Source organism: Roseibium sp. R5, from assembly GCF_055755305.1.
Genome location: NZ_CM146910.1, coordinates 4,949,854 through 4,973,630 on the forward strand (window position 1 = coordinate 4,949,854; position 23,777 = coordinate 4,973,630).

Genomic DNA, 23,777 nt, shown 5'->3' on the forward strand with positions numbered 1-23,777 from the left:
TCACTATCATATGAGCGAACGGCTGTCGGTGCTACCGATCGCCCGACGAATTCGTGCGAAGGGATCGAACAATGTCTGTGCACTTGACCAAATCACTCGCTTTGGCGATGGCGCTCGTGCCCATTGCAGCGTTTTCACAAGATCACGGTCACGGAAGCAACACGGCACCGTATGCTGGCTTTGAAACACGGGAAATCAAGAGCCTGTCGGAACAGGATATCGCGGAGTTGCAACGTGGCGGGGGCTGGGGTCTCGCCTTGCCGGCTGAGCTGAATGGTCACCCCGGTCCCGCGCATCTTCTTGACCTGCAGACAGAACTTGAGCTCTCGGCTGAGCAGGTCGGAACGATCACCGAAACATACAAGGCAATGCGGATCGCGGCCATTGCTGCCGGGGAACGCCTAATTGCGGCGGAGGCCGCGATCAGCGACGCCTTCGCACAGCCCGGCCTGTCCGAAGAGACGCTTCGCTCACTGCTTGCCGACGCTGGCGAAGCCCGCACCGAATTGCGGTTCATCCACCTGTCGCGCCACTTGTCGACACCAGAGCTTCTCAGCGACGCGCAAATTCAAAAATACAACATCTTGCGCGGATATGCTGATGATCCATGTACAAGAGTGCCGGAAGGACACAACAGGGATTTGTGGCGGCGCCACAACGGCTGTGACTAGGCCGCGCCAGCGCACCGGTTTTCATCAGCCTTAGAAACCGGGTTCGCTCCCATCGAAGCCAGGTAAAACGCCTGCGCGCGGGGGCAAGAGGGATTGGAAAACGGGTCATGATCAGGTGGCTGTACCTGGCTTTTCCCTGCCGTTCCTCGGCAAGACAGACGAAGCTTCAATGGCCGAAAGATCAGCGCGTCCTCTTGCTTTTCACCGGCAATCGATTATATCGCAGCCGATGACCGGACGAATGCACCAGCTCAGCAGACTTGTAGCAACGCTGTTTTTGGCGTTGGGTATTGCTGTGGTCGCCGGTCTGCCCATGCCGCACCAAATCGCAGATGCGTCTGAAGCCTCCGTGTCAAGCGCGGCGATGCCGTGTGACGCGATGGGGCATCACGGCACGACCTCCGGCGCAAACGATCACGCCCAGCATGACCCTTCTGACATTGACCGGTGCTGCGGCGGAGCACTGTGCGGCGGGTATACGCTTGCCGGCGGCGTTGACGGGCTGACGACGGCAATGTCATCGGCAGACTTTGCCCAGTCTCCGCCCGACTCGCTTCGAGTTGCAGACACGTCTCTCCCAAAACGGCCTCCACGCCTCATCTGAAGACACCATCTTGCGGAAATTCCGCAAGCGCTTGTTGTTGATCAGGCCTTCGGCACCCTGCCGGCGGCAACTCAGAGGTTATCATGCGTGGACGCTATGCCGCGCTCAGCATCCTGGCCCTTGCTGCAGGCACGGCCGGTGGGGTGTTTCTTGAGCGACTTTATCTAAATCCCGCCGGCGATCTTGCGTCCGGCGAAGACGACATCCTCTATTGGGTTGCCCCAATGGATCCGAACTTCCGCCAGCCGGGCCCTGGCAAATCCCCTATGGGCATGGACCTCATCCCCGTTTATGCGGGTCAGGAACCGTCCGGCGACCCCGCCGAAGTCCAGCTGTCAGCCACCGAAATCAATGCGATCGGTGTGCGAACAGCCCTGGCGCGGGTTGGCGAGATCTCGCAGAAAATCGAAACGGTGGGGTTTGTCGGATATGACGAACACCTCACCAGCCATGTCCACACGCGGGTTGATGGCTGGATCGAAACCCTGAACGTGCGTGCCGTCGGCGACCAGGTCAAAAAGGGCGAGATTCTCTTCGAACTGTTCTCTCCGGAGTTCGGCGTTGCGAGTTTTGACTTTCTTCGATCTTTGGAAAACGGCAACGGCCTGTCCTTGGAGGCCGCCCGCAACAAGTTGCGCAGTCATGGAGCTTCGGAGCTCCAAATTGCCGAAATCGAACGAACCGGTGAGGTTGCGCGCAGTATTCAGGTTGTTGCGCCACGCGATGGCGTGGTGATTGCCCTGAACGCCGCAGACGGCATGTTCCTGCAACCTGGAACCCAGGCGATGTCGATCACCGATCTGACCGAGGTTTGGCTGATTGTCGATGTGTTTGAACGTGACACTGCCCGGCTTTCAAAAGACATGCGTGCCATCGCCCGCTTCGAGCATCTTCCCGGCCAAACCTTCGAAGGTGCTATCGATTACATCTACCCGGAACTGGATGCGAAAACGCGGACACTGCCCGTTCGCCTTCGGTTCGACAATTCCGACGGCCAGCTGCGCCCCAACATGTTCGGCAATGTCACGCTGATTCCGCAGGAAACACGGACGGCGGTAACCGTTCCGACCGAAGCCGTGATCCGGACCGGGGCTGCGGAACGCGTCATCATAAAGGTGGCGGAAGGGACCTTTAAACCGCGTTTGATCACGACGGGCTTGCGCGACGATTTTGGAGACGGAGGCCGCACCGAAATCGTTCAGGGGCTGGCGCCTGGAGAGGAAGTGGTGGCCTCCGCCCAGTTCCTGATCGACAGCGAAAGCGCACTCAGCGCCGGTTTGATGCGCATGGCCCCAACAGATGAGGCTCCGGCCCGCGGAACGGGTGAGCTGATCGCGCTCAATCGTGCGACCCGCATGGCCACCATTCGCCACGACGCATTGGAAAGCCTCGATTGGCCGGCGATGACCTCCACCTTTCCCGTTCAAGCCGGCATGTCTCTTGATCGGTTGACCGGCGGGCAGACGGTCGCGTTCCGGGCGGTCCGGGGCGCGGACGGCCTTCTCGGGCTCACGCAGTTGGGCAGTGACGACGGGATCGCGGCAACCGGCACAGGCACGGTTCTGGCGGTAACGGCGGACGGCAAACTGACCCTCGATCACGGACCGATCCCGGAGCTTGGATGGCCTGCGATGAAAATGGATCTCGAGGTTGCTGATCTGGATCCCGCGACGGTTCCCCTGGACGTGCCGGTCGAATTTGACCTCTCCAAGGATGACGGCGGGATGTTTTCTGTGGTCGCGGTTCGTGAAGCCGGGGGTGCCAAGATATCCGGGACGGACGATGAGGCGGAAACGGAGACCTCCGACGCCGCCCCCCCGATTGTCGTTTCCGGCAAGATCGACGCCATCGATCCGGACGCGGGAAAGGCCACCATCACCCATGGCCCCATTGCGGAAATAGGAATGCCGGGCATGACCATGGCCTTCGATATGGATCCGGCGCTTGATCTGGAAACGTTGCCGCTTGGGACCGAGACAACCCTGACCTTTGACCGGCCGGACGGCATGACCATGGTCCTTGCAAAAGCGGACCCGGTCTCCCCGCCCATGGAAGTTCGCGGCACCATCAACGCGGTCGACGCGGACGCCGGGACAGCCAACATCACGCACGGCCCGATGACGGACATAGGCATGCCCGGCATGACGATGGATTTCACGCTCGATCCGGCGCTTTCGCCAACCGATCTGCCATTGAGCCGCGAGGTCACTCTGCTGCTGCGGCGCAATCCGGACTTCTCCATGACGTTGATTGGAACGCGTTTTGAGGAGGCCATGTAATGATTGCCGCCATCATTCGCGCCTCCATCGCGAACCGGATTATCATGCTGGCGATTGCCGCCATGATTGCCGTTGCGGGGGTCTGGGCCGTTCGCGAAACGCCCGTTGATGCCATCCCAGACCTGTCTGATGTCCAGGTGATCGTCCGCACACCTTATCCGGGCCAGGCCCCGCAGGTGGTCGAGGACCAGATAACCTTTCCGCTGGCGACCGCGATGCTTGCTGTCCCCGGCGCCAGCGATGTGCGCGGGTTTTCCTTTTTCGGCGACAGTTATGTCTACATCGTGTTTGAAGATGGGACTGATCTGTACTGGGCCAGAACCCGGGTCCTGGAATATCTCGGCCAAATCACCGCGAGCTTGCCGGACGGCGTCTCACCGCAGCTCGGACCCGATGCGACCGGTGTCGGTTGGATATACCAGTATGCGTTGATTGATCGAACTGGAAATCATGACCTGTCGCAGCTCAGGGCACTTCAGGACTGGTTCTTGAAATACGAACTGCAGACCGTCAACGGCGTATCTGAGGTCGCCACCATTGGCGGCATGGTCAAGCAGTACCAGGTCGTGGTCGATCCGAACAAACTCAGAGCCTACGATATTACCCTGGCCCAGATCCGCGGCGCGATCCAGGCGGCCAACCGAGAAACGGGTGGCAGCGTGATCGAAATGGGTGAAGCGGAGTTCATGGTCCGCTCCACAGGCTATGTCGATGAATTGCAGGATCTCGCGAAAGCGCCCTTGATGGTCAACGACCGGGGCGCCGCCCTGACTCTCGGCGATGTTGCCGAAATCCGCCTCGGTCCGGAAATGCGCCGGGGTGTCGGCGAATTCGGCGGCGAAGGCGATGCGGTTGGGGGAGTCGTGATTCTACGCTGGGGCGGCAATGCACTGGCGACGATCAAGGCGGTCGAGGCCCGGATCGGCGAGCTGCGCGGCAGCCTGCCGGAGGGCGTTGAGATCGTGACAACCTATGACCGGTCCGGCGTGATCGAACGGGCGATCGACAACCTTCAGAAAAAACTGACGGAAGAGTTCATCGTCGTCGTCCTTGTCTGTGCCGCCTTTTTGCTTCATCTGAGGTCGTCGCTGGTCATTCTTGTCTCCCTCCCGCTCGGCATTGCGGCAGCCTTCATCATCATGAAACTGCAAGGTGTGAATGCGAACATCATGTCGCTTGGTGGCATCGCGATTGCCATCGGGGCAATGGTGGATGCAGCCATCGTCATGATCGAGGCCATGCACCGGCGACTTGAAAACGAAAAACTGACCAATGAAAACCGCTGGCGGATCGTTGGCGAATGCGCTTCGGAAGTCGGACCTGCCCTTTTCTTTTCCCTCGCCATCATCACGGTTAGTTTTCTGCCGGTTTTCGTTCTGGAAAGCCAGGAAGGACGGCTGTTCAAGCCGCTGGCGTTTACAAAAACCTACGCCATGGCGGCCGCGGCAATCCTGTCGATCACCCTCGTTCCCGTTTTGATGGGGTATTTTGTGCGCGGCCGGATCCTTCCCGAAAGCAGGAACCCTTTGAACCGGATCGTGATCTGGGTGTACCGGCCGTTTCTGGATGCGGCCGTTGCCTGGCCCTGGGCGACAACCTTTCTCGCAGCAGCTCTTGTGGCGTCGATGTGGTGGCCCTTGCAGCGGATCGGCACCGAGTTCATGCCGGAACTGAACGAAGGCGATTTCCTCTACATGCCGACCCTCTATCCCGGCGTGTCCATCGGCAAAGCCCGGGAAGTCCTTCAGCAGTCGGATCGTTTGATCGCGACGGTGCCGGAGGTTCTGACCGTCCACGGCAAACTGGGCCGCGCGGAGACCGCGACAGATCCAGCCCCACTGACCATGATCGAGACGACCATTCAGTTGAAACCGCAATCCGAGTGGCGGCCCGGCATGACCATGGACGGCATTCGGAATGAACTGGACAAGGCGGTTCAGATCCCCGGTGTCACCAATGTCTGGATTCAGCCGATCAAGAACCGGATCGACATGCTGGCCACCGGTATCAAGACCCCTGTCGGGGTCAAGATCACGGGCGCGGACCTCAAGGTCATCGAGCAGATCGGCATTGAGATCGAAACGGCCGTTGCAGGCATCCAAGGAACCGCCTCCGCTTATGCGGAACGCCCGGTTGGGGGGCGGTTTATCGAGATTGATGTCAACCGCGATGCGGCCGCCCGTTTCATGATGAGCGTGCGCGATATTCAAGACGTGGTGCAGACCGCCATTGGCGGCATGCAGGTGTCCGAATCCGTGGAAGGGATGGAACGGTTTCCGATCAACCTGCGCTACCCCCAGGACTGGCGCAACAGTCCGGAACGTTTGAGAGACCTGCCTGTGGTCACGCCGTCGGGCGCACATATTCCGCTCGGCGCCCTTGCGGAGATCAAGGTCGTTGATGGTCCAGGTATGATCCGCTCGGAAAACGCCCGCAGGACCGGCTTTGTGTTCATCGACATCGCTGGACGGGACCTTGGCGGCTATGTCGCCGAGGCCCGGCAGGTGGTGGCCAACAACGTGCAACTGCCGCCCGGCTATTCCATCGCCTGGTCCGGCCAGTATGAATACATCCAGCGCATGCAGGAGCGTCTCAAACTGGTGGCTCCGGCCACCCTCCTTATCATCACCTTGATGTTGTTCATGGCGTTCAATCGGGTGATCGAGGTCGGGATTATCCTGGCGGCTCTCCCCGTCGCACTGGCAGGCGGCGTCTGGTTCCTCTGGCACCTTGATTTCGACATGTCGGTCGCAGTCATCGTTGGTTTCATCGCTCTTGCCGGTGTCGCGGTGGAAACGGCAATCGTCATGCTGCTCTATCTCAACCTTGCCTGGGACAAGCGCAAGACGGCGGTAATAGCGGAAGGCCGGACGATGACGACGCAGGATGTCGAGGATGTCGTCTTTGAAGGCGCGCTTTTGCGGGTCCGGCCAAAGGTCATGACTGTTGCAACGATCTTCGCCGGCCTCATCCCTATCATGTATGGCGATGGGACGGGCTCGGAGATCATGCAACGGATCGCGGCCCCCATGGTGGGGGGGATGGCAACCGCCACGCTCCTCACACTCTTCGTCATTCCCGCAATTTTCGTGATCTGGAAGCGTCTCGCTCTCGGCCGCGTCAATCGTGAGCTTGCGGCAAGCGCACCGGAAACCGGCACAGCCGTGCCGGCAGAATAACTCTTCGATCACATGTCAAAGCAGAGAAAGGAAACTCCATGAACCTGATCAAAACCCTCACACTCGCCGGCTTTTTGGCGGTCAGCACCGCACCCGTGGCCTTTGCCGATTCCAAACATGGTGCAAATCACTCGGGTATGGATCACTCCAATATGCCCATGAACGCCGAACAGATGGAAGGCGCCGTACACACCCAGGCGGTTGTCAACTCCATTGGCGACGGCACGGCAAATGTCAGCCACGACCCGATCCCGGAAATCGGCTGGCCGGCCATGACCATGGATCTGCCGCTTATGGAAAGCGCCCAGATGATGGGCGATGTCAACGCCGGAGACAGCGTCACCTTGATGCTGGTGAAAGGCGATGACGGTCTTTATGCGATCGGCGCAATGATGCCGAACTGATCATCTTGCAAAAAACACTGCAGCCCGGATTGCACCGCCGGGCTGCGGCCTATTGCTTGCCGAATTGGACCGCACAAAAGAAGAAGTCTCGTCCAAATGACATCGTTCCCCATCACCGCCTCCACGGGGTTAGCCGGTTTGCTGTTGACGCTAACACCCGCGCAAGCCGTGACCGATACCCCGCAAGCTACTTGTGAAATGGATCATGCAAGTCTGGAAATTGCGGGCGCGCAGATTGTTGGCGCTTTCCATCTTGAGGGCGTGATCAATGCCATGTCCGAAGGTGTCGTAAATGTCAGCCATGAAGCCAATGACCGGATTGGTTGGCCGGCCATGACCATGGACCTTCCGCTTGCGCCCTATGCCGAGGGTGTGACCGGGCTCCGGGTCGGGGCATCCGTCACCCTCATGCTGACATTGGGCGAGACCGGAAGGTACCGGATCGCGGCCATCGTGCCCGGAAGTTCTGAACCACCGTCCGTTGCCGAAAGGGTCGGACCATTGGGGATCGGCAAATCCCCCTGTTAATCACACAAAATCGATGAATGAGACGAGGAAACGACATGATGACCAAGTTTAAACGTCTGGCGCTGGCAGCAGCCTTTGGGACAGCAGTTGCCACATCGGCCCTTGCGCACTCCTCCAAGGAGACGACAAGCCCCGCTGATGGATCCACCGTCGCGCAGCCGCCGGACGCCATCGTGATGACCTTTGATGCACCGATGCGCATCACGCTGATCCAGGTGACCGGCAAGGACGGCACCAACTACCCGGTCACCCGCACCGACAACATGGCACCATCGAAGACCTTTCAGGCCGTTCCGGCCGCCCTCCCCGATGGGTCCTACACTGTAAATTGGCGGGGTTTGGCCGAAGACGGGCACGCAATGGATGGATCCTTCACGTTTTCGGTCGGGAACTGACGGTTCATGCTCGCAGTGCTGGCAGCCATGGACGCCCAGATCCTGACCTCAATCGCCGCAAAGACACTGGCATCGGCAACCACGCTGTTGGCAGCCGGCAGCGTCCTCGTATCTGCCGTGCTGCGGTCCTTGACCGAAGATGACCGGACATACCTTGCGCGCGTCGCAGGCTTGATGGCTCTCATTGCCGCGGTGGCGACAGTGTTGCGGATCCCGCTCCGCGCCAGTTTCCTGATGGGCGGCACGCTGAACGGCGCGTTTGATCCCATGATGCTTGGGCTGATCGCAGACAGTCCCCTCGGCGGCAGCGTGCTCGTGCGGCTCTTTGGTCTTGCTTTGATCCTTGGCATCTGCTTCAAGTCCCGCTTCGGTCTTGCAGTCGCTCTTTGTGGAGCCCTGGTTGCTTGCCTGTCTTTTGCCTTTCGGGGCCATACGCTGGAGGAACCGCGTCTTCTGCTCGGCGGACTGATCACCCTTCACATGATTTGCCTGGCATTTTGGCTTGGCGTGTTTGGGCCATTGCTCCGCTCGGCGAACACAAACGCCTCGGAGACGACCGGCGCGCTTGCGGAAGAGTTTGGCAAGAAGGCCTTGTGGAGTGTGGGGCTGCTCGTGGTCGCGGGCGGAACACTGTTGGGGCTGTTTGGGGTCACGACACCGCAGGCTTTTGCAGCCCCTTATGGCCAGTTGTTTTTGCTAAAGCTCGCCTTGTTCGCCGCGGTGATTGCGTTTGCAGCATTGAACAAGTTGCGCCTCACGCCCGCGCTGCTGGCCGGTGATCCGCAGGCTCAGCCTCGATTGAAAACATCCATCCGCCTGGAGGCAGTGTTGGTGATCTCAATCTTCTTGGTGACAGCGACCGTCACCACGATCACCTCCCCGACCTAGACCGCAAGCCGAATTGAGAAGTATTGCCTATGGCAGACGAGATGGGAACAAAACTGGTGAACCGCAGCTGTAACGATATGCGAAGGCATGAGACTGCCGATGACCCGGGATGGAAAATTGCGATCCTCACCGGGGCTGTTCTGCTCGGCCTGGGCGACCTGGTGGGGTCGATGCTCGTCGATGCACTCGGACCGGCTTTGCTCCACTGGGCAGAACTCGTTGTCCTAACACCCATTGCCGTTTGGATCATTTGGCGGGCTTTCTTCGGCCACTGTCCTGAAGGGATTTGGCCCGCCCGGATCTTCAGGTATGGGATCGGACTGGCCGCTTTGGGCACCTATGTCTTTACTCTGATGACAGCGATCGGGCCGGGTCTTTTTCCGGAGGCCCTGAGCGGACCGCACGGCCCGCCCCTATATTTCGAGGCAACCGGTGTGCTGATCATCCTGGCACTGACGCTGGGTGTCTGGTCCAGGTGGACCCAGTCGCTGCCGGCATTCGGTGGCTCTTCAAAAACCTTGTCTTGCATACCACCGGAGTGCAGATCCGTTTCAAAACAGCCGGCTCTCCAGAAAACTGCGGCCAATGCTCCAAACATGTCGCCCAACAGCCCGGCAACAGCTCGCACCGCGGGGGATGGTCACGAGTCAAACTGGCCCGCCGCAAAAAACCGATCCATTCGGACATCTGCTTTTTCTGAGATGGCCCTGGAAACCATCGCGATCCTGTCCGGCCTCGCCATCTTGGCGGCCGTGTTTCTTGCGGGACTCATCTTTTTGATTGATTTGCCCTGGTGGGTGCGGCTGGCCTTTTGACCCGAAATCTCTAATCCGCCGCGTTTGCAAAACCGGATGAAAAACCGTCAGATTACGCGATCAACTGGCAGGGAGAAATATGATGACAATCGACAGACGGGCTCTGCTAAAAGGCGCGGTCTCTCTTTGCGTTGCCACACCAAGCTTGGCAAACGCGACCGGCGCCCCCGCAATCCATGTCCTCAAGGCGCGCGGCTGCGGCTGCTGCAACGCCTGGATTGATATCATGCGATCGGAGGGGTTTTCCGTCACGGCCGACGACATTCCGCCGGGCCTTCTGGCAAGGGAAAAGGTCACGCGCGGAATTCCAACCCAACTTGCGAGCTGTCACACCGCGCTCATCGATGGGTATGTTGTTGAAGGCCACGTACCAGCCCGCGACGTACGGCGCCTTATAGCGGACCGCCCGGATGCTGCCGGCCTGGCTGTCCCTGGCATGCCCTACGGATCTCCGGGAATGGGACCAGAGACAGAACGGGAAGCCTACGACGTCCTTTTGGTTTTGCGGAATGGATCGTTTGAGGTCTTCTCGTCCTATGCGGCCGCTTCATGAAGCTGGTTTGAGACGATGAGACAGATGACTATCGTTTGGGGCTGGAAGAACCAACACCCTTGTTATGTTACAAGTAAACCGTAGAAACACGAGCCGAACCGTCATCAGAGGAGAGCCCGGTTTCCCAAACGGTATTTGAATGGCATGAGCTGGGGACTGATAACGACAGCGACAAGCTGAAAGCCACGGCAAAGGCAACCGCCCTCGACGCGCCGGCATCCAGCTGTTTTTCCAACCCTTAAAAACAAGGCTGGCACGAAACAAGAAACGCTATCCGAGCGTGGGTGCAAAAGATGCCAAAAGACTAGTTTGGATCGGATGCGGTCTATGGACGGTTCCAAGGGCCCAAAACAGGGTCTGATATCGCCCCACGGGAGTCAATCGGTCTTGAATGTACAAGTCTTAAAGCCTTGCAGAGACTTGCGGTAGGCGTTTTCGGCCCAATTGCTGCAATTGGTTCATACTGCAATAGACGACCGCTTACCGCCCATTTCGAGCATTAGCTGCGATCAGAACAAACGACCGCCCCGGGACGAAAAGTCATGTCACCGAGAGGCAGGCATCGGAATGAAAGTGGAACGGAAAAACTGAACACCGAAATAGAGCTGCTGGAGGCGCTGGTGAGAGGTTATCCACCGCTTTGGTGTGCAGTTTACGCGAACCCGAACTGCGAGCGGCGAACGTTCATGAGCCTCACCAAGGCGAGGATCGTTGCGCATCATCCGGCAGAGCAACACGAGCGACAGCAGGTGCGCTTGAAACGGAAAGCGGCTCCGAGCAAGCTGATTTTCACGCGCTATCTGTTTACTTGCTTGATTTGATCCCAAAGCGGGTCATGACTTTGCGCATGTTAGTAGGCGAGATCGCGTCGAAGATATTGTTTCTATTAATAAAACTGGCTAGTCTTATCTGATCGGGCACGATAAAATGGTGTCACCGATTGAACATTGGAATACAGGCGACCGAGGCCCGGGCGGGCCATTTGTCTGGGTCTGAAAGACGCTGTAATTGATCAATGGACTATTTGCCGGGTTCAATCTTGAGATCACAAGCTACGAGGACGCGGCCAAAACATTTCGCGGCGAAGTTTCCGCCTTCTGCCGCAAAACGCTCCTTGTCGCACCCGTTGACGATCTGGGGATTTGGGCATATCTGATTTAATCAGGATGATTCGTTGGACCCTTCGGACCTGATGCTGGCGCAAGGCCAGACGCTAATAGACGACTGAAGCGGCGGACCCAGCCAACACAAGACGCAGGACCTGCGGAGTTGGTGCGATGGGTTCATATGGAATAAAACCAGAAGACGATGCACACGGCTCGCTTTGATGCGGGCCTTTTTTGTTGCCTGGAGGCGCGTGGGCGCCATGCCGTCAGCAATAGCGGGCGTTACGGACTGACCACCATCGCACTGGCGATTGACTTTCCCGACCACACTTTGAAGGAGGCGCCGGAATGAGCCTCGGGCGGCAACGGTTTTCGATCATCCCGGCCATGGCGGTTACCGACCGCCGGCTGAAGCCGCGTGACCTGCAGGTGCTGTGCCTCTTGGGGCGGCATACCGACAACAATGGCTGGTGCCGCCGCAGTCAGGTGAAGATGTCGAAAGAGCTGGATTGCGGACGCAGCACGCTGCAGCGCGCGCTTGATCGTCTTTATGAGGCCGGCTACTTGGAATTCAGGGTCAATGAGCGCGCGTCCGGGGCATCCGCGGCACATGACTACCGCGTGGTGATCGACCCGAAAGAGGCCGACCACGGAAACGATTGTTCGCTGGAAGTCGACAGCAAAAACGCGGCCGAACTCACGCCTGAAAGTGAGCCAGAACTCCGTGAAACACCCCTGCCCATATATGGGCACCCTCTGCCCACTGATGGGCACCCCTGCCCACCCATGAGTGGGCACCCCCTGCCCGCCTATGAACGGGCACCAATGTTAACGACCCAAGATAAACGAATAAGTGGGGTGGTCGCGCGCGCGCTTGCCCGCGAGGAGGGTGTTTCACGGAAAACCGATACACTGCCCGAGACCGACCTCGTCGACCGCGGCAAGCGCGTTTGCGAGGCGATGGGCATCGGTTGGGACGACCCGCACTGGACGGGCGATGTCTGGCTGATCACGCAATGGGCCGCAGCCGGGTTTGATTTTGACCTGGATGTGATCCCGACCATCACCGGGATTTGCCGCATCAGGGCCGAGCCGCCCGCATCGCTGAGCTATTTCACCAAGGCCATCGCCAGACACCGGCAAGCCCGGCTCGATGCGGCAAACGGCAAGTCCGGGGCTGCTGCCGGTTCTGGCGGCAAGGACCGGTTCGTTTCAGAGCACGATGCGCAAAGCGCAAGGATCAAAGCGGCTATTGCCGAGGTTTTTGGGGAGGATGAGGCATGACGATTTCGCCGGCGCAAGCCCATTTCATCAAGCCGCTTCTGGGTGTCTTCAAGCGTACACCGGGCGCCGATGAGAACGCGTATTTCCGGCTGTTGAAAGACAAGCTTTCCAGCTTTGAGCAAGAGGATCTCTTGGCGGCGGCTGACCACTTGTCGACCAATGCCGAAAACCAAACCTGGCCGCTTTTGCGCGACTGCATAAGAGCCTGCGAGGCAGCTCGGGCAAAGCGGCTGGCGGCGGAAAACCCGCGACCCAACATCACTGTACCCGCGGACGGACCACGACTGCCCGAAGCGGCAGCGATGCGCATCCTGGCCGCCGACGTGCCGGAGGTTGCGCTTCGGGCCTGCGACGGCGACTGGATCGTCTGCCTCCTGGAGTTCGTCCAGGACAAAAAGCGCGTGCCGACGGGTAGGGAAATCGACGATTGCAAGGCGCAGACATCGCGCACCGACGCCAAGATCGAGGAACACTGCACCCTTGCCAATGGCAGTGCCCTCGATCAGATGATCTCAAGAATGATCAACGGCATTCACGCCAAACGTGAGCGTGTCAAATCGGCCATGAAAGAGATGCTGCGGTGCCCGGCAAGCCAGGTGGCGGAGTGAGCCAATTGATGAAGATCCCGGTTAGCAACAGTGACGCTCGACGTTGACAAGCTAGGGAAGCTTTGAGATCTACTTGGGTCAGGACGATTCGTCGGATCCCTCGAACCTGGGCGTGCCGCTGCCGCTATTCCAAACAGAGTGCGCGAGGCGATGAACCCAGCCAACAAAAGACGCCGGAGGGGCGGAGTTGGCGCGACGGTGTTCTATGGACCAAATTCAACCGCCAAACGAACGGCTCGCAAGTCAGCGGGCCTTTTTGCTACGATACCAGTCACTGGCGATGGCCATGACCCGTTTTAGGGACCGTACAACCACCTCGTCCCGCCACGGGCGGAAAGCTCCCGGGATCTCGTCAGTCTGACGCTAAATTCCAAGCCTAAACTTAAACTTGAGAGCTAAACGTCTAAGGTTGAGAATTTGAGGAGATCGGTTTGCTCAACGCACCGTCACTGGGGTTCCCGTCTAAGAGCTGACTTACCTAAATAATCAGCGACCCGAAGTGGCGGGTCCGTCTCCCTGGCTACAGGCAATGCGCTCAATCTCCTTGCGCTCGCCTATGAGCATCTGCTTAGGCGATGATCTTTCAGGAACTGCGAACGGACATGGATTTCGTCCTCAGCGACGAATATCTGCGGAGCCGGACGCTGATTGAAAACTCCGGCGTTTGTGACCTCCTAGAGCACAGACCCACAAACGGCGTTCCCGCCGTCGCAAACTCAGTTGTGCCTACGCTTTAGAAGGTGCTGGAAATAGCGTCCCTGCCAGGTGCAGAAGTTCTAACTCATGCCTGTTAACGCGCGGCGGAAGAGACCGCCGGCGCCGACGTCTCATGTGAACATCCCCTCGTCATAGCGTGTCGTCACCTAAGCACACGTGCCGGTGCCGTCGGACGCTCTCGAAACCTATCCAAACCCGCTGGAAGCCGCGCGCGGCAGTTGATTGTTTCCGGCAAGACCACGCAACAATCACGGAAAGGCAAGCGGCGAAATGAGTGTCGTAAAAAGAAAGCTGAACCCTGAAATCGAACTACTCAAAACCCTGGTGAGGCGTTATCGACTGCTTTGGTGTGTGGTTTACACAAACCCGAATTGCGAGCGGCGAGCGTTCATGAGCCTCACCGAGGCAGGGATCGCTGCCCATCTTCCGGAAGAGCAATTCGAGCGAAAGCAGGCCCGCTCAAAGCGAAAGGTGACCGTGCGCAAGCCAATCTTCACGCGTTACCTGTTTGCAGGCATTGATCCGAAGGCGGGCCAAGACTTTGCGCATGTTCGAAACTGCGACGGCGTCGAAGGTATTGTTTCTCTCAATAAATCCGGCAAGCCTTATCTGATCGGGCGCGATGAAATGGTGTCGCTAATCGATAGACTGAACACAGGCGAGCGCATCCCTGACGGGTCATTTATCCAACTCGGCAAGACGCTGCAATTGATCAAAGGACCGTTTGCCGGGTTCGATGTCGAGATCACCGGATACGAGGAAGCGACCGCAACCTTTCGCGGCGAGGTTGCCATCTTCGGCCGCAAAACACCCGTTGTCGCATCCGTCGACGATCTGGGGAGTTGAGCGTATCGGTTTCCCGCGGGCGGGAAGCGCACGGTGTCCGATCGAAAAGCCGAAGTCAGATGGGATCATCCCTATAAAAACGGTCAAAGTCGCATTGGGCCGACCCTGGAAATTGACCATCAACATGGTTTTGCCTGTGCGCATGCGCCACTAAATCAAGCGCCTCGCAGGCAAAGCGTTCTCGTGACGATGTCAGGCAAGACGAAGGGCGAGGACACTAGGGACCGTATCCAAAGCACGCCCGCCGACGGGCGGAAAGCTCCCAAGATTTTACCAGTAGAGGGGTCTTCAACCGATACACGCTTTGCACGGATGCACGCGTGTAGCGAACGGAAGACGAGCACGCCTTCGATCAGTGGCGCTTGGAACCGAGCCTCGACCCGGTCACACAGTAGTGCCGCCCTAACAGCACAACCCCGTGAACCGCAAAGGGCGACGGGCAGACGAAATCAGGAACGCGAACCCCATGTCCAGCAAGCAAACGCTTGACCCTACCGCGACGCAGTATTTCACTGTGTCGGAAGTGGCAAAGCACATACGCAAGTCTTTGCGCTGGCTGAACGGAATACTGGCCGAAGACGGCCGGCGCCGGCCGGGCGAACAGCTGTTTCAGTTTCACCGACGCCATGGGAGGACGAGACTTTGGACACGGCAAAACCTTCAGGATCTCTGCGAGGCAATCGCGCGGGAAAGCGAGCCGGGCGGCGTGCTCGCGGGCTCGCCCCGGTCGACCGTGACGGCGTCTGGCACGTTCACGGCACCGTCCGGACTCGCGGACGCTCAATCCGCATTAGAAAAAGTCTTGGCCTTTCAGTCGCACGCGTCTCCGAGGACGCTGCAATCGAGGAATGCCGGCGCATCGAAACCGAAATCATCGCGGAAGCGGCCGGCGAGCGCACGAAAGGTTCTTACGTTTCGGTCGCCGCCAACGACTACGTGACCCGCCCGCGCCAGAAAGCCATCGGCAAAACCACAATCGACATCATCAAAGAAATTGTCCAGCGGTTCGGACTGCGGCGTCTAAACGAGATTTCCGAAGAAGAGTGGCAGCGCCATGTGGACCAGCGTCAGAAAGGCAATAGCGCCGCTACTCGAGAACGCTATCTGAACGCACTGCTGGCGTTCCTGTCGTTTTGCCAGGGAAAGAAACACAACCTGGAAAAACTTCCGGAATTTGACCGGGACAAACGCGCCCGCAACCCGAACCGGCGCACGCGCCGCCGCATCAAGGAGTTGCGGCCAGATCTGATCGCGCGCCTGATGATGTCCGCGCATATCACCATCCGGGCTCAGATGGCGGTAGAATGGTCAGCGGGCGCCCGCGTCTCTTCGGTGCTGCATGGGTGCCGAGTCTGCGACCTCATTCTAGCCGAAGGCCGCGAGCAGATCACCTTTCACGACACCAAGAACGGCGAACCGGTTGACGCGGCCCTGCATCCGACCGCCGCCGCGATCCTGCGCGACTATGTCAAGTGGCGCGGCAACCTGCACGACCGCGAGGCGCCGCTGTTTCTCACCTTTCGGCGAAAGCCCTACACTGACACGGGCGGCGCATGGGGCGGCCAGAACAAGACCGGTTTTAACGCGGCCAAGCGCCGCGCCGCTGAAGCCGTTTTGAACGATGCCCAGGAGGCAGCGGCAAAGCTCGGTGACACGTCGCGCAAGAAGGCAATCCTGAACGAGGCGCAAGCCGATGCGGTTCTTTTGAAATCCATGACGCAGCACTGGTTCCGCCACATGCTGGCAAGCCGCATGCTGCGCGACGGCGACATCCGCGCCGCCATGGAACAGGGCGGCTGGCTCGACCCGCGCTCGGTCATCGGATACACGCACGACGTGCCAGAATTCCGCCGGTCGGTCGTGTCAAACTTCGATGATTTCGGCAAGTCTTTGACACACACAAACGACGCCACGACAGCAAGTAATTAACAAAATTACACAAATCAGAACTAGACCCCCCCCTTGGTAAGGGAGAGGTCGAGAGTTCAAATCTCTCCGGCAGCACCATTTCCAGCGATCTAAATACCAACGCGCATCGTGCTCGAAGTGGCTTCGCGAGAGTTCAACTGCGCGCGATTGCCTCTGCGAAAAAGTTTCCACTCAGGTCCAGAAACAGCCTTGTTCAGACCTCATGGGCTTTATGCCGTCAATGATGTAGGATCCTGACAGGGGCAGCATTACGCAATGCCCTCAAATACATGATCATTCGGGGGGCGCCGCGAGATGAGTTTGTTGGAACCTAAAGCTTCCGCCATCTCCGCGACAGATCTTTCCGGGCTTTGGGCTTTCGGCTTGCTCAGCGCCCGTACGGGCGAGCCGCTGATCTTTGAAGGCGGCGAACACCAACTTGATACCAGCCTCATCTCTTACGGATACAATCAGGTCACCGACAGCAGCGGCAATTTGAAATCCGCCGCCGCAGCCCCCTTTTCCGGAGGTGAACTGCTGGTGCTGTCGGATACGCCAATCACCGATCCAAACACCGTTGAATACGCCCGCACCCTCGCAATCATGGCACCGATCCGTGACGCGATCCTCTATCAATACGATCAGACATCCCGTGCCGAATGGGAGTTCCTAACTGCCGTCTTGACTCTGAATGGTCTCAAAACCTTGGGCGCCACAACCTCCAGCACATCGCTGCTGGCAAGTGGCGAGGTGTTTGATTATGTCGCAAGCGGCCCCACCGATGGCAATCCGGTGCTGCAATACCTTGAAGAGGCTGAACTTGAACTGAAATGCCTCGGCTTCACAGCGTTTAACTTCACCAATCCCGAAGGCACCAATCACTGTGAAGAGACAGGGCTGGTTGAGGGGTCAGGGATCAGGACATCCGCTGTTCTGGACGCCGGTGTTGATGAGGTGTTTTACCTTCAGGAAAACGATGATGTGGCCGCCGCCCTGCTGGACGGATCAGCGCACTACAACACCTTTGGCTGGCGGGAGGGCCGTGACCCCAATGGCTGGTTCGATACGGACTGGTATTTGGCACAGAACACGGATGTCGCCGCGGCGGACATCAACCCGCTTACGCACTACCTTGATCACGGATGGCGCGAGGGAAGAAGCCCCTCAGAATACTTCATCGGGGATCGTTATTTGAACGCAAACCCGGATGTGGCCAATGCCGGGATCGATCCGCTCAGCCATATGTTGATGTTTGGTCTTGCAGAAGACCGAGATTGGGGACTTCTCTAAGCGGTTGCTCCAACACTGTCACTTGTATGTGGCACCAGAACCATCAACGGCTCATACCGGACTTGCCATCACCAGAAGAATGACAGCCTCCTCGGCTCAGCTGAGCGCAGAGCACCGCCAGCGAAACCGGTATGAACGGGTCGTATCCTGTGTCGACTATTCCCTACGGCCGTTCTGACAGCGTCGCTGGCAGCAACACAGCATTCAAGCGGCCTAAATTTCACCTCAGATAAGATGGAAACTGGCCGATCTGTGCTCGAAGAACCGGGCGGTCAGCTCCCCGTTGGTCGGCCTCCGCCTGTTTTGAAAGTCGAAGGTACTCATCACCATATCAAGGAATATTCGAGGCCAGGATGACCTACGAAGTTGATGACGACATTTATCCGGCGACAACCGGCATCTACATCGAAGCGACCTGGTACGGATACGGAACGTATACCGGAAGCGGTGTTCTCGTTGGACGCAACGACATCCTGACGGCAGCCCATGTCGTCTATGACCCCATTTGGGGTATTGCCGACGATATTGTGCTTTACCCGTCCTACGATCCCGACGACTTTTTCAATGACACTGTCGAATGGTCGACAGTTCACTACTTTCCAGATTTCGATCCAGACGCCGATGGACGCTTGTATTGGGGCGATTTCAATTCCGGCACACTTGGAGAGACCGAGCTTGATATTGCTCTGTTCACTCTCAGTGAGGCAGCCGGAGACGTTTATGGCTGGATGGGAATGGACTACGGGTTCAATGGCGGGAACGTGGGTGTTCTGGGCTACCCGGGCATCTATGGCCGTCAACCCATGTATGACACCGGCTCCGTCAGCAACGCGCCTTTCAACGATTACGCGTTTCTCTATAACGGAGACCTTGAGGTCAACAGCGGCAACTCGGGCGGACCAATATTCTATGACTACGGTGATGGTCCCTATGTGGTCGGAATTGTCTCCACCGGCATTGCAGCTGTTGATATTGCCGGCCATGAGTACTGGTTGCGCGACTACATTCGCGACAACGATGTGGCACTGTCCGGCGGCAGGTTTGATCCCACATCAAGCGGCAGCACGGTAACGATCGACTTGGTCGAAGACGGTGTTTATCGGTTCTACAACAGCTCGACCGGGACACATTTTTACACCTCGGTTTTTGCCGAGGCGACCTCGATCAACACGAGTTCATCCCAATACAGCTATGAAGGCGTCGCCTATAAGAGTGTCGACAGCACGGGTTCCAATGCGGTCGAGTTCTACCGGTTTTACAACACAGATACGGGCACGCATTTCTTCACAGCAAGCGCCGCGGAACGCGACTCAGTGATCTCAACTCTGCCTCAGTTCAATTATGAAGGCGTTGCCTACCACCTCCACAGTACTGCGGACGCCGACGACATTGCACTCTATCGTTTTTTTAATACGGAAACGGGAACGCATTTCTACACAGCTGTTCAAGCGGAACGGGACAACGTGATCAACACGCTCTCGCAATACACCTATGAGGGAATTGTCGGATACGTTGACATTGCCTAGCGCGCAATGTGGCATCAGACCACGAGACCAAGGCTGCCCCGTTCGAAAGAGATACTGACCCTAGACCGGGCTTTCCATCACCAGAAGAATGACAGCCTCTTCAGAGAGGACTTCATAGCTGTGGGCGACATCGCCGGGGAACCGGAAATAGTCCCCTTCCGAGAGGGTTTCCGGTTCGTCTGCGGGGCCAACGCGGATCTCGCCTTTTGCCACGAAAACATGTTCGATCGTACCTGCGGGATGCGGCTCAGCTGCCCGCAACGCACCGCCGGAAAGGCTGGTCCTGTAAAGATCGCGGCGGCGGCCAGGCGGGCAATTTGCCAGCAGGACAGCTGTAAACCCGGCCGCTTCTGAGGCAACCGGATCCCCCTCCCCGGCCCGGATGAGTGTTTTATCCGTCGTCCCCGTCTCAAACAGGAAGCTGAACGGGATATTGAGTGCACTCGCGATCGCCCAAAGCGTTTCAACACTCGGGTTGCCCTGCCCCGCCTCCAACTGGGACAAGGTCGACTTTGCGAGCCCAGCGGTCTTTGCAAGCGCAGACAAGCTCATGTCTGCTTTCAATCTTTCTCGTTGAATAGCTTTTGCAATGAGGGTGATCGGTGTCATGTCGCGTGGTCTCTTGTTGTTCGTTCGTTTTAACACTCATATGTTCGATTTGACAAACGCCACCCAATTGTTCATTTATTCAAACCCTGTTCTTTATATCGAACGATCATTATCGAATTAGCATCTCTCAGGCGACACTCATGAGCATGACACGCAATGACGGCGGAACGCCCGACTTCGCAGGCGAACCAACCAGTACCTTCCGATCCGATGTTTCGGACGGTATCCGGGATGCCCTGCCCATCTTGTTTGCCGTTGCCCCGTTTGCTGCCGTATTCGGCGCCATTGCGCTGGAGAACGGACTGACCTTTGGCGAGCTTCTGCTGACATCGATGTCCATTTACGCTGGGGCTAGTCAGTTCGTTATGCTTGACTTGCTCGGCCAGGGTGTGCCGGCCTGGTCTATCGTTTTAACGGTCTTTGCGGTGAACTTCCGGCATGTGCTCTATTCGGCCGCCGTCGGCCGGCATTTGAGCAAGTTTACGACCTTGCAGAAGGCACTGGCTTTTTTCGTTCTGGTTGATCCGCAATATGCAGCAGCCGAGCGGCGCGCGGGGCGGGATGGCCTCCGGCCCGCCTATTACTTTTCGTTCGCAGCTGCAATTTATGTCGTCTGGATCACGTCCAACTGCCTTGGCGCTGCTTTCGGGTCGCTGATTGAAGATCCGGCCGCCTTCGGTCTCGATGTGATGCTTCCGATCTATTTCGCAGGCCTTGTCGCCGGTTTTCACACCCGCCGCGGGTTCGGAGTGATCCTGGTGGTCAGTGCAGCTGCCTCAACCCTCGCCTTCCACACGATCGGCAGTCCCTGGCACATCACGATTGGCGGCCTTTGCGGCCTTGCCGCAGCCGCCCTACTCAGCCGTCCGAAAGGAGAGGTGTCCCATGGATAACACTGTTCTGATCATCTGCCTGTGTGCCCTGGCCACCTACCTCACAAGAACCGGCGGGCATCTGATCCTGTCGCGGTTTGGTGCGCTTCATCACCGCGCGGAAGCTGCGCTCGATGCCGTCCCGGTGGCCGTCCTCACCGCGCTGGTTGCCCCCGCCGCAACGACGGAGGGGCCCGCGGAGGCCATCGCGATCATCCTGGCAGGCGTTTTGACATTGCGTTTTTCCCTGATCATCAGCGTTTCGGCGGGGATATTCAGTGTCGTGGCCCTTCGCAGCCTTGGGCTCTAACGCACTGAAAAACGGCCGGAGGAAAGATCCCTCCGGCCGCTAACTGTATTACCTGGTGCCGCTGCAGCCGATCAGATGTCTATGGACCGGGCGATCAGCTCTTTCATGATCTCATTGCTGCCGCCATAAATCATCTGCACTCGTGAATCGGCATAGATGCGGGCAATCGGATACTCCATCATATAGCCATAGCCGCCATGCAGCTGCAGGCATTCGTTGGCGATCTCGTTCTGAACTTGCGTACCCCAGTATTTCGCCATGGAAGCCGTTGCCGCATCCAGCGTGCCCTCGTCCATACGCGCAATACAGTCGCTTACGAAACTGCGCAGCACTTCCGCCTTGGTCTTGCACTCGGCCAGCTTGAACCGCGTGTTCTGGAAGTCCATCACCCGCTGACCAAAGGCTTTGCGGTCCTGAACGTAGCGAACCGTCTCATCGATCGCGAAGTCGATCACCCCCAGCGCCAGACAGGCAATGATCAGCCGCTCCCAGGGCAGCTGCTTCATCAACTGATAAAAGCCCTGCCCTTCTTCGCCGCCGAGAAGGTTCTCCGGGGGTACGCGCACGTCTTCGAAGAACAACTCGGATGTGTCATTCGCCTTGCAGCCGAGTTTCTTGAGGTTCCGTCCCCGCGTGAACCCATCTGCGCCCTCAGTTTCTAGAACAAGGAGGGAGACGCCCTTGGACCCTTTCGTCTTGTCGGTCTTGGCGACAACAATGATCAGGTCTGCAGTCTGGCCATTGGTGATGAAAATCTTCGACCCGTTCAGAACGTACTCGTTGCCGACAAGCTCGGCTGACGTCTTGACGCTCTGAAGGTCGGACCCGGTACCGGGTTCGGTCATCGCGATCGCACCGACATATTCACCAGAGGCGAGCTTTGGCAACCAGCGCTCTTTCTGGCTGTCCGTGCCATAGGCTGCAACATAGTGATTGACGATCGACTGGATGGAAAAACCCCAGCTGCTCTCGCCCTTGCGACCCTGGAGGTAGGCCGTCACCGCATCAAAGCTGATCGGGGCTCCGGCGCCGCCAAACTCTTCGGGAAGCGCAGCGCCCAGAATTCCGGCCTCGCCGGTCTTGGTCCAGAACTCGCGGTCAACAACACCCTGATCGTTCCACTTTTCGATATTCGGCACCATTTCATCATCCAGCAAACGCGACGCTGAATCATAGAACATTCGGTGCTCTTCCTGAGGCCAGGATGCGGTGGCGGCAAAAACAGACACGATAACCTCCCAAGGGTCCAATTCTTACGTTTACGGAAAGGTGGCGCACTTGTTACTTTTTGTCAATTTCTATCTGAATGTGCGATGACCCGGCACAGGAACCTGAAGACGTCCGGATTGCCGGTATGTTCGTGGTGTCACGCCAGTCCACTCCTTGAAAGCACGAATGAAAGCACTGGTCTCACTGAATCCGAGGCGCAGTGCGATGGCTTCGATACTCTCGTCTGTTTCCGCCAGCATCGCACGGGCGTGGTCTCGCTTGACCTGAAGTCGGATATCTGGAAGTGAGACGCCTTCTTTTTTCAAACGGCGTCGCAGCGTGTAGACCGGCACCTCAAGTAGGCTGGCAAGTTCATCCATGGACGGCAGCGGCCTGTTTTCAACGATCGCCGCTTCGATCAGCCCCGCCACTTCTTGCGACACATCCTGAAGCAAAGCCACGGGCATGAAGGCATCCATCGGCGTGCGCCGGGCCCAGGCAACGGCGGCCTCCTCACTCCGGTGTAAAGGCCAGGCCTGAACATCAACCGGCATAGAAAAGCCGCTGCTTTCTGAGGAAAACGAGGGATATGCGCCGGGGAAGAGTTCGCCGCAGCCTGACGCCCAGGCCGGCCGTGGATAGTCGAACCAGACCGACGACAGCGGCACCCATTTACCGGCGAGCCACCCCGTCAGCCGGTGCATCAGCACCAATATAGCCTCAATACCAAATTCCGACTTCGGAAAAGCTGGGGTCGTGCGCTTGAGCTGAAACCGGCACTCTGAACCGGCGGTGGAGAATGTCACAGTGAACGTGTTGTCCAGCATGTTCATGAATTCCGCCAGCCGCGAAAACGCGCCACCGACCGTCTGTCCGCGGGAAGCATGTTCTGCCATAAGGGCCAGCGTCCCAATGCGCTGAGGCCGCTCCAGCTGCCCGGCGAACTCGTCGTTCATCTGAAGGGAGATTGCGCGGCTGAGGCGGATAAAATCCTGCGCTGTCGGCGCATCCGACAAACACTCAAGCTTGGCCGCGGTGAGTGCATCTGCCTGACTGTACCCAGCCTCGGCATAACCTTGCAAGAGATTGCCCACCAGACCTGAATATGCAGTTGTCATAACCCGTGATTTGTCAGTTTATGTCAATTATAATCATCTTGAGTGCCAGAAACAGGCA

General features: G+C 58.1%; 21 protein-coding genes. 18 read left to right on the forward strand and 3 right to left on the reverse strand.

Features of this window, described 5'->3' with window-relative positions:
* Positions 1-71: 71 nt before the first annotated feature.
* From AC0J4F_RS23225 to AC0J4F_RS23300, 16 genes are all read left to right on the forward strand, one after another.
* Complete coding sequence (locus tag AC0J4F_RS23225; RefSeq protein WP_473024892.1) at positions 72-671, forward strand: hypothetical protein; 600 nt, start codon at positions 72-74, stop codon at positions 669-671.
* 169 nt (positions 672-840) lie between these two features.
* The gene (locus AC0J4F_RS23230; RefSeq protein ID WP_473024893.1) at positions 841-1,275 is read left to right on the forward strand and encodes a hypothetical protein; all 435 of its coding nucleotides are present in this window, start codon (positions 841-843) and stop codon (positions 1,273-1,275) included.
* 83 nt (positions 1,276-1,358) lie between these two features.
* Positions 1,359-3,554 carry an efflux RND transporter periplasmic adaptor subunit gene (locus AC0J4F_RS23235; RefSeq protein ID WP_473024894.1) on the forward strand — a complete coding sequence of 732 codons (2,196 nt, stop codon included), beginning with the start codon at positions 1,359-1,361 and terminating at the stop codon, positions 3,552-3,554.
* Entirely contained in the window at positions 3,554-6,733 is a 3,180-nt protein-coding gene (locus AC0J4F_RS23240) for an efflux RND transporter permease subunit (protein WP_473024895.1), read from the forward strand. Before AC0J4F_RS23235 ends, AC0J4F_RS23240 begins: the two co-directional genes overlap by 1 nt.
* A 38-nt stretch (positions 6,734-6,771) precedes the next feature.
* Positions 6,772-7,137 carry a copper-binding protein gene (locus AC0J4F_RS23245; protein ID WP_473024896.1) on the forward strand — a complete coding sequence of 122 codons (366 nt, stop codon included), beginning with the start codon at positions 6,772-6,774 and terminating at the stop codon, positions 7,135-7,137.
* 96 nt (positions 7,138-7,233) lie between these two features.
* Positions 7,234-7,665, forward strand: a complete 432-nt coding sequence (locus AC0J4F_RS23250) for a copper-binding protein (RefSeq protein WP_473024897.1) — start codon at positions 7,234-7,236, stop codon at positions 7,663-7,665.
* Positions 7,666-7,700: 35 nt separating this feature from the next.
* Entirely contained in the window at positions 7,701-8,060 is a 360-nt protein-coding gene (locus AC0J4F_RS23255) for a copper resistance CopC family protein (RefSeq protein WP_473024898.1), read from the forward strand.
* Between the two features lie 6 nt (positions 8,061-8,066).
* Entirely contained in the window at positions 8,067-8,948 is an 882-nt protein-coding gene (locus AC0J4F_RS23260) for a CopD family protein (protein ID WP_473024899.1), read from the forward strand.
* A 29-nt stretch (positions 8,949-8,977) separates the two neighbouring features.
* A complete protein-coding gene (locus AC0J4F_RS23265; RefSeq protein WP_473024900.1) occupies positions 8,978-9,763 on the forward strand; it encodes a hypothetical protein in 786 nt (261 codons plus the stop codon).
* A gap of 79 nt (positions 9,764-9,842) precedes the next feature.
* The gene (locus AC0J4F_RS23270; RefSeq protein WP_473024901.1) at positions 9,843-10,316 is read left to right on the forward strand and encodes a DUF411 domain-containing protein; all 474 of its coding nucleotides are present in this window, start codon (positions 9,843-9,845) and stop codon (positions 10,314-10,316) included.
* 1,454 nt (positions 10,317-11,770) lie between these two features.
* Complete coding sequence (locus AC0J4F_RS23275) at positions 11,771-12,706, forward strand: helix-turn-helix domain-containing protein (RefSeq protein WP_473024902.1); 936 nt, start codon at positions 11,771-11,773, stop codon at positions 12,704-12,706.
* The gene (locus tag AC0J4F_RS23280; protein ID WP_473024903.1) at positions 12,703-13,314 is read left to right on the forward strand and encodes a hypothetical protein; all 612 of its coding nucleotides are present in this window, start codon (positions 12,703-12,705) and stop codon (positions 13,312-13,314) included. Before AC0J4F_RS23275 ends, AC0J4F_RS23280 begins: the two co-directional genes overlap by 4 nt.
* Before the next feature lie 987 nt (positions 13,315-14,301).
* Positions 14,302-14,877 carry a transcription termination/antitermination NusG family protein gene (locus AC0J4F_RS23285; RefSeq protein ID WP_306149385.1) on the forward strand — a complete coding sequence of 192 codons (576 nt, stop codon included), beginning with the start codon at positions 14,302-14,304 and terminating at the stop codon, positions 14,875-14,877.
* 642 nt (positions 14,878-15,519) lie between these two features.
* A complete protein-coding gene (locus tag AC0J4F_RS23290) occupies positions 15,520-16,806 on the forward strand; it encodes a tyrosine-type recombinase/integrase (protein ID WP_306149386.1) in 1,287 nt (428 codons plus the stop codon).
* Between the two features lie 294 nt (positions 16,807-17,100).
* A complete protein-coding gene (locus AC0J4F_RS23295) occupies positions 17,101-18,075 on the forward strand; it encodes a hypothetical protein (RefSeq protein ID WP_473024904.1) in 975 nt (324 codons plus the stop codon).
* Between the two features lie 353 nt (positions 18,076-18,428).
* Complete coding sequence (locus AC0J4F_RS23300) at positions 18,429-19,601, forward strand: trypsin-like peptidase domain-containing protein (RefSeq protein ID WP_133947816.1); 1,173 nt, start codon at positions 18,429-18,431, stop codon at positions 19,599-19,601.
* 60 nt (positions 19,602-19,661) lie between these two features.
* On the opposite strand, the gene AC0J4F_RS23305 is transcribed toward AC0J4F_RS23300, so the two are convergent.
* Positions 19,662-20,210, reverse strand: coding sequence for a helix-turn-helix domain-containing protein (locus AC0J4F_RS23305; protein ID WP_133947818.1), 549 nt, complete (start codon positions 20,208-20,210; stop codon positions 19,662-19,664).
* A 140-nt stretch (positions 20,211-20,350) separates the two neighbouring features.
* Between AC0J4F_RS23305 and AC0J4F_RS23310 the strand changes: the two genes are divergently transcribed.
* Together AC0J4F_RS23310 and AC0J4F_RS23315 are read left to right on the forward strand one after the other, a co-directional pair.
* The gene (locus tag AC0J4F_RS23310; RefSeq protein WP_473024905.1) at positions 20,351-21,103 is read left to right on the forward strand and encodes an AzlC family ABC transporter permease; all 753 of its coding nucleotides are present in this window, start codon (positions 20,351-20,353) and stop codon (positions 21,101-21,103) included.
* Entirely contained in the window at positions 21,096-21,392 is a 297-nt protein-coding gene (locus tag AC0J4F_RS23315; protein ID WP_209172991.1) for an AzlD family protein, read from the forward strand. Before AC0J4F_RS23310 ends, AC0J4F_RS23315 begins: the two co-directional genes overlap by 8 nt.
* Positions 21,393-21,463: 71 nt before the next feature.
* On the opposite strand, the gene AC0J4F_RS23320 is transcribed toward AC0J4F_RS23315, so the two are convergent.
* Positions 21,464-22,573, reverse strand: a complete 1,110-nt coding sequence (locus tag AC0J4F_RS23320; protein WP_209173705.1) for an acyl-CoA dehydrogenase family protein — start codon at positions 22,571-22,573, stop codon at positions 21,464-21,466.
* A 117-nt stretch (positions 22,574-22,690) separates the two neighbouring features.
* Entirely contained in the window at positions 22,691-23,719 is a 1,029-nt protein-coding gene (locus tag AC0J4F_RS23325; protein WP_473024906.1) for an AraC family transcriptional regulator, read from the reverse strand.
* Positions 23,720-23,777 lie beyond the last annotated feature (58 nt).